Origin of the sequence: Bradyrhizobium sp. SZCCHNR2028, assembly GCF_032380995.1 — a bacterium.
GTDB lineage: Bacteria > Pseudomonadota > Alphaproteobacteria > Rhizobiales > Xanthobacteraceae > Bradyrhizobium.
Genome location: NZ_JAUHJF010000002.1, coordinates 425,694 through 437,394 on the forward strand (window position 1 = coordinate 425,694; position 11,701 = coordinate 437,394).

An 11,701-nucleotide genomic window follows, 5' to 3' on the forward strand; every position below is an offset into this window, starting at 1 on the left:
AGCCCCAGGGAGATGTGCGAGGCACGATGGCCGACCGTTCTCGCCCAGCCACGTCGGCCGCGGCGTATGGGTCCCGGGTAAGGTCCGCCAACGCTTGCGCGTTGTCGGACTTGCCCGGGACGACAGCGAATGTGTGGCCGGCAATCATCCTCATCGGTCCTCTCGGTCGGACCAATGCGCCCGCAGCGCGGCGGCAATGCTCTGCGGCCGCTCGACGATGCTCCAGTGGCCGGCGTCCTGCTCGACATGGAGCTGGGCGCCATGGCGCTGCGCGAAGCGGCTGAGGGTGTCGAGCGACATGTAAGGATCACGCGTGCCCGAGATCACGAGGCCGCGGCGTGGCAGATTCGCCAGCCGTTCGATCCAGTCACCGCTGAAGCGAAGCGCGTTGGCGGAGCGATACAGCGCGAGGATCGACCGGCGCATCGGTGCCTGCCATGCCGCGGCTTCGCGCGCAGCAAGCTCTGCTGGCAGGCCGCTCTGGCGGAACGCACGCGCCATCATGCGTTGTGACGACAGCGCCATGAACAGCTCGCCCAGGATCGGCGTGTTCCAGATCCGCGCGATCAGATGTCCCCGATAGTCCGCATCGAGCGCCGCGCCCGCAATGGCCCAGGAGCGCACCAGTTCGGGCCGCAGCGACGCCGCCCGCAGCACCAGCAGCGCGCCCCAATCATGCCCGACCAGATCGATCGGCCCGAACGCCGCATGCTGCGCCTCGATCAGCGCCAGGAGCCAGTCCGCGTAGGCGTCCTTGGTGCCTGCGAAGCCCGCGGGCGGCTCGCCGCAGAAGCCCGGCAGGCAGGGCACGGCGACGGTTGCGCCGAGCGCTGCGATCAGCGGTCCCCAGATCGCGGGCGTATCGGGGACGCCGTGGAGAAAGAGGCGGTTGGTCATGGCTCGTGCCTAACACAGGCCGTGTCGCTGCATCATGCACAAAAATTCTACTTTCTTTTTTTCAGAAATCGTGATTGTATGCGCCATCCCGCCTCGTCGAAGAGGGGCGTACGCGTCGTCACGATACGTGGAGTGCGGGGAGCGATGGCCGTGAGGCGCCGGTGGACGACCGGCGTTTTGCGGACGGCGAAGTCGTGTGGTCCTGGCCTCCCGATGCTGAGGTCAAGTTCGTGCCGTTGCGCGAAGCCGCGGCGCGGGCGATGGGGGCAAGAACGCCGATCCCCAGGGAGAGCGCGAAGTAAGCCGTAAAGCCGTTGCGCAGGGAAGGCCGGGTTGTCCTGGCCGATCCTGTGGTTCCTGCCCCGTGCATTTTCTATCGCACGGGGGCCGCGGGTGTCGGCAGACGCCCGGTCTTCCCTGCACCCTCTGATGGAAGAGGGTTCGATGCCGGTGAACAACTCGGGCACGGATGTGTCGCGGGAGCGTGAAATGCGTGCTGGTGCAGATGCCGACAACCACACCCTCACCGTCATCCCGGACAAGCGCGCGGTCACGCGTGCGCCGATCCGGGATCCATAACCCCAGGGAGATCTGCGAGGCACGATGGCCGCTCCAACTCGCCCAGCCAAATCCGCCGCGGCGTATGGATCCCGGGTCGGCGTCCGCCAACGCTGGCGCGTTGGCGGCCTTGCCCGGGATGACCCTATTTATAGGGAGAGCGGCGCGTGCCCGCCCCAATACGTCACCCCTCCTGACCATTATTCGGCGTTGCGAGACCCTCCCATTCCCAGTAAAAGCGCTGTCGAGGGCACCTCGGCAACAAACCGTCAACGGTTTTGCCGCACAGTTTTCGTGTTCTCGCAAAGGGTTTGGCAATGCTGATTCGCAGCGCAGAGATCGAGGCCATCGCCGGGGCAGACGCCCGGACGATCGCGCTCGCCGCGCTGCAGCCCGCCGACCTGATCGGCGCGATCGAGCTTCTGCTTCTTAGCTGCCCCTGAGGGCCGGCTGGGCGGGATGCGCCTGGGCACTCAGGGGGCTGCTTCGACACCGAAACACCCTTCAGCGCCTCTGGAAGCCACGCGCACCACCCGAAAAGTTCGAGGAAAGCAGATGTCCAATCCCGTTCAGTCCGACAAGGACCGCGTCGTCATTTTCGACACCACCCTGCGCGACGGCGAGCAGTGCCCCGGCGCCACCATGACCTTCGAGGAGAAGCTCAACATCGCGGCCATGCTGGACGGCATGGGCGTCGACATCATCGAGGCCGGTTTCCCGATCGCGTCCGACGGTGACTTCGAGGCTGTCAACGAGATCGCCAAGCGGTCCCAGAACGCGGTGATCTGCGGCCTGTCGCGCGCCGGCGCCAAGGACATCGACCGCTGTGCGGAAGCCATCCGCCCGGCCAGGCGCGGCCGCATCCATACCTTCCTGTCCACCTCGCCGGTGCACATGAAGTACAAGCTGCAGATGGACCCGCAGCAGGTGTTCGAGCTGGTGATCTCCTCGGTGACGCGCGCGCGCAACCACACCGACGACGTCGAATGGTCGTCCGAGGACGGCACCCGCACCGAGTTCGACTTCCTGTGCCGCTGCGTCGAGGCTGCGATCAAGGCCGGCGCCACCACCATCAACATTCCCGACACCGTCGGCTATGCCGTGCCGGAGGAGTATTACGACCTGTTCAAGCGCGTGCGCGAGAGCGTGCCGAACTCCGACAAGGCGGTGTTCTCGGTCCACTGCCACAACGACCTCGGCATGGCGGTCGCCAACTCGATGGCCGGCGTCCGCGCCGGCGCCCGCCAGATCGAATGCACCATCAACGGCATCGGCGAGCGCGCCGGCAATGCGGCCCTGGAAGAGGTCGTGATGGCGATGCGCGTGCGCAACGACAAGCTGCCGTACTGGAACAAGATCGACACCACGCAGCTCACCCACGCCTCGAAGGTGGTCTCGGCCGCGACCTCGTTCCCGGTGCAGTACAACAAGGCCATCGTCGGCCGTAATGCGTTCGCGCATGAGAGCGGCATCCATCAGGACGGCATGCTGAAGAACGCGCAGACCTACGAGATCATGCTGCCGGAGACGGTCGGCGTGAAGCAGACCTCGCTGGTGATGGGCAAGCATTCCGGCCGTCACGCCTTCGTCCACAAGCTGGAGGAGATGGGCCACAAGCTGGCAGGCAACCAGGTCGAGGACGCCTTCGTCCGCTTCAAGGCGCTGGCCGATCGCAAGAAGCACATCTACGACGAGGACATCGAGGCCTTGATCGACGAGGGCATGGTCAGTGCCCATGACCGGATCAAGCTGCTGTCGCTGTCGGTGATTGCCGGCACCCGTGGCCCGCAGCGCGCCACCATGAAGCTCGACGTCGACGGTGTGACGAAGATCGAGGAGAGCGAGGGCAACGGGCCGGTCGATGCCGTCTTCAACTGCATCAAGTCGCTGGTGCCGCACGAGGCCAAGCTGGAGCTGTACCAGGTCCACGCCGTCACCGAGGGCACCGACGCGCAGGCCGAGGTCTCGGTCCGGCTGTCGCAGGATGGCCGCTCGATGACCGCGCGCGCGGCGGATCCGGATACGCTGGTGGCATCTGCGAAGGCCTATCTGGGTGCGCTCAACAAGCTCGTCATGAAGCGCCAGCGCGACGTGGCGCAAGGCGCGGGTACGGCGGCCGCAGCGGCGAGCTGAGCTCACGATCGTCGGTTGGGGCCGAACCTTGCTTCGTCATTCCGGGGCGACGCGCAGCGTCGAACCCGGAATCCCGAGCTTGGCTTGCGCCAGCGCCGATAACCTCCGGATTCCGGGCTCAGCCGCTTGCGCGGCTGCCCCGGAATGACAGTCACCACCATTTTTGCGCTGCAGCACGGGAATCCTCGCCTCTGCGGCTAACGGTCAATGGCATTCCGGCCGGCGACCCGCTAACAATGTCCTTGGCATACAAAGCGGGGGCGTCATTGCAATGTCCCCCGAAACGTCGGGAGGACACCTTGCACTTCAAGTTTCGCCATGTGATCGCCACCGCCGCCTCGCTCGCGGTGCTCGCTCTGGCCGGCCCGGCCCTGGCCGCCGACAATCCGATCGTGATCAAGTTCAGCCACGTGGTGGCGTCGAACACCCCGAAGGGCCTCGCCGCCGACAAGTTCAAGGAGCTGGCCGAGAAGTACACCGACGGCAAGGTCAAGGTCGAAGTCTATCCGAACTCGCAGCTCTACAAGGACAAGGAAGAGCTCGAGGCGCTGCAACTCGGCGCGGTGCAGATGCTGGCGCCGTCGAACTCGAAGTTCGGCCCGATCGGCATCAAGGAATTCGAGGTGTTCGATCTACCCTACATCCTGCCCGACCTCGCCACCCTGCGGAAGGTGACCGACGGCCCGCTCGGCGCCAGGCTGCTGAAGCTGCTCGAGCCCAAGGGAATGATCGGGCTCGCCTACTGGGACAACGGTTTCAAGCAGATGAGCGCCAACAAGAAGCTCGTCGATCCCGCCGACTACAAGGGTCTGAAGTTCCGCATCCAGTCTTCGAAGGTGCTGGATGCGCAGTTCCGGACGCTCGGCGCGATTCCGCAGGTGATGGCGTTCTCGGAAGTCTACCAGGCGCTGCAGACCGGCGTCGTCGACGGCCAGGAGAACACGCCCTCGAACATCTATACCCAGAAGATGCACGAGGTGCAGAAGTACATCACGCTGACCAATCACGGCTACATCGGTTACGTCGTGGTCGTGAACAAGAAGTTCTGGGACGGCCTGCCGCCGGATATCCGCGCCGCCTGCGAGAAGGCGATGAAGGAAGCGACCGCCTACGGCAACAACCAGTCGGCGAAGGAGAACGACGACGCGCTCGAGGAGATCCGCAAATCCGGCAAGACCGAGCTGGTCAAGCTGACGCCGGCCCAGGACGAGGCGATGCGCAAGGCGATGATGCCGGTGTACAAGGACGTCGCGGGGCGCGTCGGCCAGCCGCTGATCGACGAGTTCCTGAAGGAGACGCGCGGCACGACCAACTGATGGCGTGAGGCGAGCGGTGCGCGGGCCATGGTCTGCGCACCGAGAGGGTGAAGCACTCGGCGCGCAAGAAGGCAGACGGCGCAGCCAAGCGCCGCGGACGTTTGATTGTGGGGGTAGGGGACTTGGGCTTTCTGTTGCGCATCCTCGATCGGCTCGAGGAGATCCTGATCGCATTCCTGATCGCGGCGGCGACCTCGATCATCTTCGTGGCCGTGCTGCACCGCTATCTGGTCGGCGTGCCGTTCCTCTATCCGATCCTGTTTCCGATCGACCTGTCCTGGGCGCAGGAGCTCTGCATCTACATGTTCGTGTGGATGGCGAAGTTCGGCGCCGCCTACGGCGTGCGCACGGGCATCCATGTCGGCGTCGACGTCGTCGTCAACATGATGCGGCCATCGCTGCGCAAGGTGACGGTGCTGTTCGGCCTGCTTTGCGGAGCGCTGTTCACCTCCATCATCGGCACGATGGGCGCCAAGTTCGTCTACGGCCTGTCGCAGACCGACCAGGTGACGCCCGACATGGAGCTGCCGAGCTGGCTCGTCTACCTCTGCATCCCGCTCGGCTCCTATCTGATGTGCTTCCGCTTCCTGCAGGTCGCCTGGCACTATCTCCGCCACGACGAGCTACCGCATCATGATCATGCGGCCGTCGAGGGCATCGAGACGACGGGCGTGGAGGCCGCGCGATGAGCAGCCTCCTCATCTTCAGCCTGCTCATCTTCCTGATGCTGACGGGCATGCCGATCTCGATCGCGCTCGGCTTGACCGTGCTGTCCTTCGTCTTCTTCATGACCAACGTGCCGACCGAGTCGGTCGCGCTGAAATTGTTCACGGGCATCGACAATTTCGAGATCATGGCGATCCCGTTCTTTATCCTGGCCGGCAACTTCCTGACCCATGGCGGCGTCGCCCGGCGGATGATCAATTTCGCGACCTCGATGGTCGGGCACTGGTATGGCGGCCTGGGCCTCGCCGGCGTCATGGCCTGCGCGCTGTTTGCGGCCGTATCCGGCTCGTCGCCGGCCACGGTGATCGCGATCGGCTCGATCATGCTGCCGGCGATGGTCCGCCAAGGCTTCCCGAAGCGCTTTGGTGCCGGCGTCATCACCACCTCGGGCGCGCTTGGCATCCTGATCCCGCCCTCGATCGTGATGGTGGTCTATGCGGTCGCGACCGGCGGTAGCATCGCGCTCGATCCGGCCGGCCATCGCGTCTCCTCCGCCTCCGTCGGTCAGCTGTTCATCGCCGGGGTCATTCCCGGGCTGATGTTGGCGAGCCTGCTCGGCTTCACGACCTTCTACCGGGCCTGGAAGAACGACTATCCACGGATGCCGCGGGCGAGCTGGGCCGAGCGCTTCACGGCCTTCCGCAAATGCGTCTGGGGCCTGCTGCTGATCGTGATCGTGCTCGGCGGCATCTACACCGGCAAATTCACGCCGACCGAGGCCGCGGCCGTCAGCGCCGTCTATGCCTTCGTCATCGCGGTGTTCGTCTATCGCGACATGTCGCTGAAGGACGTGCCGAAGGTGCTGCTCGGCTCGGCCAACATGAGCGCGATGATCCTCTACATCATCACCAATGCCGTGCTGTTCTCGTTCCTGATGGCCAATGAGAACATCCCGCAACAGATCGCCAACTGGATGGCGGCGGCCGGCGTCAACTGGATCGTGTTCCTCTTGGTCGTCAACATCCTCCTGCTGCTCGCCGGCAACGTGATGGAGGCGACCTCGATCGTCTTGATCATGGCGCCGATCCTGTTCCCGGTCGCGGTCAAGCTCGGCATCCATCCGGTGCATCTGGGCATCCTGATGGTGGTCAACATGGAGGTCGGCATGTGCCACCCGCCCGTCGGGCTCAACCTCTACGTCGCCTCCGGCATCGCCAAGATGGGCATCACCGAACTGACCATCGCCGTCATGCCCTGGCTGCTGACGATGCTGGGCTTCCTCGCGCTCGTCACATACGTGCCGGAAATCTCGCTGTGGTTGCCGCGCATGCTGGGGATGCTTTGAGGCGCGGCAACGAACTGAAACTGATTTGCAAAAACAGAAAGGTATTTGAAGCAATTACATCTTCGTAAGGTCGCACACTCTGTCCAAACTGTAAGTTGAAGGCGCGGAACGGCAGGCTCATGCTGATCCGACTTTCCAAGGAGGTTGGCATGAGAAAGTTCACCATCGCCGCTGTCGCCGTGCTCGCCATCGCCGGCTCGACCGCGGTCTACGCCCAGCGCGGCTGGTTTCATGATCACATGCACCATGCGCGCATGAATCCGGAAGATCGCGCCGCCATGCTCGATGCGCGCATCGCTTCCGTCCATGCCGGACTGAAGCTGACGGCGGACCAGGAGAAGTTGTGGCCGCCGGTCGAGAGCGCGGTGCGCGATCTCGTCAAGCTGCGGTTCGATCGTGCCAACGCGCGAATGAAGGCCGCCGATGAGGCGCAGGACAAGGATGTCGATCCGGTGGCGCGGCTGCGCGAGCGTGCCGACACCATGGCGGTCACGGCGGATGCGATGAAGAAGGTCGCCGACGCCGCCGACCCGCTCTACAAGACGCTCGACGACGGCCAGAAGCGCCGGCTGTCGATGCTGACCCGGCCGATGGGGCGCATGATGGGACCGGACGGTCCGCGCCATCACCGCTGGATGGAGCGCGGCGAGGGCGGCACGGAGGATGGTCCGGGCTTCGGCGAGCATCGTTTCGGCCCGGGACCGATGGGCCGCATGGGCTGGTCCGAGGAGGAACGCGAGTCCGGGCGGCTCTGACAGCCGTTTAACGATCCGTCTGATTTCACTTGGGGAAAACCGCCGCCCGCCGGCGGTTTTTCTGCATCGAAAGTGCCGAAAAATCCTCAGGGATCGCTGGACATCTCGGAATCGCTTTGCTAAACGACCGGCTCTCGCGGAAGGCTTTCTCCGGATGCAAGATCCGGGCGCATAGCTCAGTTGGTAGAGCAGCTGACTCTTAATCAGCGGGTCCTAGGTTCGAGCCCTAGTGCGCCCACCAAGCCTTTCAAGGACTCTTGGCTGATCCCGTGAATTGGCTGATCCCGTGAAGCCATTCCGACAAGCGGTCATTTCGGAAGATGCCGGCGCTTGATCTCGCCATTGAGCCGCTCGATCGGATCGGTCGAATGCAGCTTGGCGCGATGCGGACAGGACCTTGCTGACTGAAGCCTTGATGTCTTCATCCGCGTCGGAGATCACAAGTTTGACGCCGCACAGCCCACGGCGGGCGAGCACGTGCAGGAACGCCGTCCAGAATGTCTCGGAGGGACGATGTCCATGCCGAGAACCTCGCGGCGGCCGTCGCTGTTCAGCCGCTCGCCTTCCGGAGTGACCTAGCGGCCGTCGGTCTGCCGGCCTGGCCTCCCGTCGTGGACAGGTGGGGACGCGCCCGGTTTTTCGTATTCTCATCACATGCAATGCGTCGAGCCTACCGCGCCGGGGTTTTTTCCCTTTTTACTCGCACTTTCTTCAACTGGGCCCAAGGCTTGGAGGGAAAAGCGGGCCTGGAAACCACTCTGCGCTCCAGGCAACGGAGATGTTAGAATAAGCTCGCCGCCAACGCCGGAGGCGATGGCTCTTGCAATCGCCAGGCCCAGGCCGGACCCTTCTGCATCAGTACGACCGCGCTCGAAGGGGCGGGACAGGCGCGTCAGCAACTCTGGCGGAACCGGCGGTCCTTCGTTGGTCACCGTGAGCACGCCAATGTTTGAAAGTGTCACTGTGACCGGAGCGTCCGACGCTCCGTGCTTGAGGCCATTCTCGATCAGGTTGCGCGCCAGAATGGCAAAAGCATCGGTATCAATATCCAACAGAACCGGCGTCGCAGGAATATTGAGAACAAGCCGGCCGGCCGTGGCCGGATCGCGCATTATCTCGTCTGAGACTAATTTCAGCACGGATGCGATGTCGATCGTCTCCTTGGCTTGAAGGCGCCCGCCCTCGGCCTTTGCCAGTTGCATCAACTTTTCAGACAGTCGCCAAAGCCGCCGCAGCGCCGTCTCGATCTGCTGTGCCCGACTTTGCGCCGCAGCGTCCTGCGTCTCCGCGATCAGCCGCTGTGTCTGCGCCAACGCGGCGGCGATCGGTGTACGCAGTTCGTGCGCAGAGTTGGCAGTAAAGCTTCGCTCAGCTTCTAGTGCACGCCGAAGCCCTTCCAACAGGTGGTTCACAGCGTCGGCAATCGGTGCGATCTCGGAGGGCAGGTCTGCGACCGGAATCGGAGACAGGTCGCCGCTGCCACGCGCCTCTATACCCCTCCCCAGGCGCCTGACCGGCGCCATCGAGACGCGCACGACGCCCCAAACCGCCACAAGACCGAGAGGCACCAAGAGGCCGAGCGGCAGAGCCAGGCCGAGGAGAGCCTTGTTTGCGACCTCGCGACGGTGGGCAAGCGGTTCTGCCACGGCGATCGTCACCGTGTTTCGCAGCGCGGCGTCGAAGTAGAGTCGGTGGGTCGCTGTGTCGACGAACCCCGTCTTGGCGAAAGGCGGAAATATCGCGTCGTCAGCGCGGTGCGAGCGCAGCAGCACGGACCCGCGCGCGTCGCGCACGATATAAGTGAAGTACTCGTCATGCTCCCTCAGGGTCGCAATACGCTGCGAGGTGTCGCCGTCCTCGCGGTCCAGGATGTCGAGCACTGCGAGTGGCAGGATGCGCTGGGCTGTTTCCTCGAGCGCACTATCGAAAACCCTGTTCATTTCGTGGCGCAGCCTTTGAGCTGTCGCGACGGCTGCGACGATCCAGAGAAGTGCGATGCCGAGTCCTAGCCACAGCGAGATGCGCCACTGCAAGCTGCGCGGCGGCATCATGCGCTGTGTCCCAGTCGGTAACCGAGACCACGCACCGTCTCGATGACGTCGTGTCCGAGCTTCTTGCGAAGCCGACTGACGTGCACCTCGATGGTGTTGCTCTCGATCTCTTCTCCAAATGAATAGAGCCGTTCCTCAAGAATGGTCTTTGACAGGACCCGACGCGGTCGCTGCACGAAGGTCTCGAACAGCACCCATTCCCGCGCTGTCAAGTTGATGTTCTTTCCTGCACGGGTGATTGAGCGGGCGGCCAGATCGATCTGGAGATCGCCGATCCCGACAAGTGGATTCGGATTGCCGGAATAGCGACGCGCGACGGCGTTCAGCCGCGCCGAAAGCTCCGAAAGATCGAAGGGCTTGATCATGTAATCGTCCGCGCCGGCGTTGAGGCCTTCAATGCGATCGGAGAGTTGATCGAGTGCCGTCAGGATGATGACCGGCGTCACCATGCCCTCGGTGCGGAGATCGCGCAGGAGCTTGATACCGCGACCGTCGGGCAGCATCAGATCCAGTAGAAGCAGGTCATAGGCCGTGCTGCGCAGATGGTCCTGCGCGGCATCAAGGCGGGTAACCCAGTCAACTGAGTGTCCATCGGAGACGATCTGGTCGCGCACCGCGGCGCCCAGAATCGTGTCGTCTTCAATCAGCAATATCCGCATCGCCTCATTCCGCCCACCCCCCATCCATCTCGGATCATAGATAGTCATAGAGGGGAATCTGACGTTGACCTGACGCAAAAGCCACAGCGTCTTCAGGTCGCCGTCAGGAAACCGGCTCACAAGGACGACAGGTTGAGGCTTCGAACGGGAGCAGGAAACGTGAAAGCGATAGCAGTGATCGTGGCCATTCTGATGGGCACTCTGGCGCCGGGTCTGGCGGTGGCTGATAATGACGACTGCAAGGTTCCCATGGCCCAATGGCAGCCGCGCGAAGCAGTCGAGCAAATGGCAAAGGCGCGCGGCTGGACCGTGCGAAGGATCAAGATCGACGATGGATGCTTCGAGATTCGAGGGCAGGACGAGAACGGTCGTGAGATCGAGGCAAAGGTAGATCCCGCATCGCTCGCCGTGATCCGCGTGAAACAGAAGCGTGGAGAGCACGGCAGGAACCGCGATGATGAGGAAGACGGTGCCCGGCGTAGTGGACGCTCCGGGCCGGAGGGAGCCCCTGAGCCAGCGGGAGTACCGCCTTCCAACGGGCTTTTTCAGGGCGGTGCCGTCCCCAAGGCCGAAGTCAAGTGATGCCGTGGTGCGGAGTCCATCTCGTTGGAGCCGTGATCAGAGAAGGTGAGAGTCGGCGCCATTGACTTCCATTGCCTGAGGCGAACGAACACATCGCGTTCAAGTGCGCCCCGCTTGCTGCGGGGCGTTTGCCGTTTTTGAAAAGGTCCAACCTGACGGCTGCCTGAAGCAGATTCCTATCGACCTTCAGGAGCACGTCATCTGCGGTCTTCAGTCTTGGTGCGATCAATACGCCACTGCTGGAGACCAACAATGAAATCGCTGCTCGCCGTCCTTGCCGTCACCACCGCGCTGACCGCTCCCGGGCTCGCCATGGCGCGTCCTGTCACGCTGACCACCACGCTCAGCAACTATGGCGGGAACGGAGCCTATCTCGCGCTTTACGTGACCGATTCCACGGGCGCCTATAAAGGCACGCTGTGGGTGGCGGGCTCAAAGTCCAAATATTACAGCCATCTCAGCGGTTGGAACCGAGGATCCCGCGGAAACCCCGCCGAAATCAACGGCATTACGGGTGCCAGCGTCGGTGCCGGCCGGACGCTGAAAGTCACGCTGGACCTCGCGGATGCGCTCTTTGATGCAGGCTACAAGCTCCACATCGATGCCGCCGCCGAGGACATGCGGGACAGCCCGTCCGAGGTGGTCGTTCCGCTGACATCCGCGGGGGCAAGTCGGCCCGCGGCGGGCCGCAGCTACGTCCGCTCCTTCACCTACGCCATGTAGGCCTATGGACAGGGAT

At 63.7% G+C, this 11,701-nt stretch carries 12 protein-coding genes, 1 tRNA gene and 1 pseudogene; 10 read left to right on the forward strand and 4 right to left on the reverse strand.

Annotated features, from left to right (window positions below; translation table 11 throughout):
- Positions 1-150: 150 nt before the first annotated feature.
- Positions 151-897 (reverse strand): alpha/beta fold hydrolase, encoded by a 747-nt coding sequence (locus QX121_RS05085; protein WP_315811337.1) that lies wholly within the window; start codon positions 895-897, stop codon positions 151-153.
- 444 nt (positions 898-1,341) lie between these two features.
- On the opposite strand from QX121_RS05085, the gene QX121_RS05090 reads away from it, so the two are divergent.
- The 8 genes from QX121_RS05090 to QX121_RS05125 all read left to right on the forward strand — a co-directional run bounded on the left by QX121_RS05090 (position 1,342) and on the right by QX121_RS05125 (position 7,911).
- Entirely contained in the window at positions 1,342-1,476 is a 135-nt protein-coding gene (locus QX121_RS05090; RefSeq protein WP_315736949.1) for a hypothetical protein, read from the forward strand.
- A 296-nt stretch (positions 1,477-1,772) separates the two neighbouring features.
- Complete coding sequence (locus tag QX121_RS05095; RefSeq protein WP_284423887.1) at positions 1,773-1,898, forward strand: hypothetical protein; 126 nt, start codon at positions 1,773-1,775, stop codon at positions 1,896-1,898.
- A gap of 112 nt (positions 1,899-2,010) precedes the next feature.
- Entirely contained in the window at positions 2,011-3,588 is a 1,578-nt protein-coding gene (locus QX121_RS05100; protein WP_315756322.1) for a 2-isopropylmalate synthase, read from the forward strand.
- Positions 3,589-3,887: 299 nt separating this feature from the next.
- Complete coding sequence (locus tag QX121_RS05105; protein WP_315736952.1) at positions 3,888-4,904, forward strand: TRAP transporter substrate-binding protein; 1,017 nt, start codon at positions 3,888-3,890, stop codon at positions 4,902-4,904.
- Between the two features lie 122 nt (positions 4,905-5,026).
- Positions 5,027-5,593: a TRAP transporter small permease gene (locus QX121_RS05110; protein ID WP_315811338.1), complete on the forward strand. Its 567-nt coding sequence runs from the start codon at positions 5,027-5,029 to the stop codon at positions 5,591-5,593.
- Entirely contained in the window at positions 5,590-6,915 is a 1,326-nt protein-coding gene (locus QX121_RS05115) for a TRAP transporter large permease subunit (RefSeq protein WP_315811339.1), read from the forward strand. The genes QX121_RS05110 and QX121_RS05115 overlap by 4 nt, the downstream gene beginning before the upstream one ends.
- 149 nt (positions 6,916-7,064) lie before the next feature.
- Positions 7,065-7,670 (forward strand): Spy/CpxP family protein refolding chaperone, encoded by a 606-nt coding sequence (locus QX121_RS05120; RefSeq protein WP_315811340.1) that lies wholly within the window; start codon positions 7,065-7,067, stop codon positions 7,668-7,670.
- 165 nt (positions 7,671-7,835) lie between these two features.
- A tRNA-Lys gene (locus QX121_RS05125) sits at positions 7,836-7,911 on the forward strand.
- Positions 7,912-8,045: 134 nt separating this feature from the next.
- On the opposite strand, the pseudogene QX121_RS05130 reads toward QX121_RS05125, so the two are convergent.
- The 3 genes and pseudogenes from QX121_RS05130 to QX121_RS05140 form a co-directional block, all read right to left on the reverse strand.
- A pseudogene (locus QX121_RS05130) lies at positions 8,046-8,224 on the reverse strand (transposase); the annotation flags it as partial.
- A 96-nt stretch (positions 8,225-8,320) separates the two neighbouring features.
- Positions 8,321-9,721 (reverse strand): ATP-binding protein, encoded by a 1,401-nt coding sequence (locus QX121_RS05135; RefSeq protein WP_315811341.1) that lies wholly within the window; start codon positions 9,719-9,721, stop codon positions 8,321-8,323.
- Complete coding sequence (locus QX121_RS05140; protein ID WP_315811342.1) at positions 9,718-10,380, reverse strand: response regulator transcription factor; 663 nt, start codon at positions 10,378-10,380, stop codon at positions 9,718-9,720. The genes QX121_RS05135 and QX121_RS05140 overlap by 4 nt, the downstream gene beginning before the upstream one ends.
- A 159-nt stretch (positions 10,381-10,539) precedes the next feature.
- Between QX121_RS05140 and QX121_RS05145 the strand changes: the two genes are divergently transcribed.
- Together QX121_RS05145 and QX121_RS05150 are read left to right on the forward strand one after the other, a co-directional pair.
- Entirely contained in the window at positions 10,540-10,962 is a 423-nt protein-coding gene (locus tag QX121_RS05145) for a PepSY domain-containing protein (RefSeq protein WP_315811343.1), read from the forward strand.
- A 252-nt stretch (positions 10,963-11,214) separates the two neighbouring features.
- The gene (locus QX121_RS05150) at positions 11,215-11,685 is read left to right on the forward strand and encodes a DUF2271 domain-containing protein (protein ID WP_315736963.1); all 471 of its coding nucleotides are present in this window, start codon (positions 11,215-11,217) and stop codon (positions 11,683-11,685) included.
- The last annotated feature ends 16 nt before the right edge of the window (positions 11,686-11,701 follow it).

Coding starts and splice junctions, on each gene's coding strand:
- QX121_RS05135 (WP_315811341.1), bottom strand. CDS start 9,721: ATGATGCCGCCGCGCAGCTTGCAGTGGCGCATCTCGCTGTGGCTAGGA.
- QX121_RS05140 (WP_315811342.1), bottom strand. CDS start 10,380: ATGCGGATATTGCTGATTGAAGACGACACGATTCTGGGCGCCGCGGTG.
- QX121_RS05095 (WP_284423887.1), top strand. CDS start 1,773: ATGCTGATTCGCAGCGCAGAGATCGAGGCCATCGCCGGGGCAGACGCC.
- QX121_RS05090 (WP_315736949.1), top strand. CDS start 1,342: ATGCCGGTGAACAACTCGGGCACGGATGTGTCGCGGGAGCGTGAAATG.
- QX121_RS05085 (WP_315811337.1), bottom strand. CDS start 897: ATGACCAACCGCCTCTTTCTCCACGGCGTCCCCGATACGCCCGCGATC.
- QX121_RS05115 (WP_315811339.1), top strand. CDS start 5,590: ATGAGCAGCCTCCTCATCTTCAGCCTGCTCATCTTCCTGATGCTGACG.
- QX121_RS05100 (WP_315756322.1), top strand. CDS start 2,011: ATGTCCAATCCCGTTCAGTCCGACAAGGACCGCGTCGTCATTTTCGAC.
- QX121_RS05120 (WP_315811340.1), top strand. CDS start 7,065: ATGAGAAAGTTCACCATCGCCGCTGTCGCCGTGCTCGCCATCGCCGGC.
- QX121_RS05150 (WP_315736963.1), top strand. CDS start 11,215: ATGAAATCGCTGCTCGCCGTCCTTGCCGTCACCACCGCGCTGACCGCT.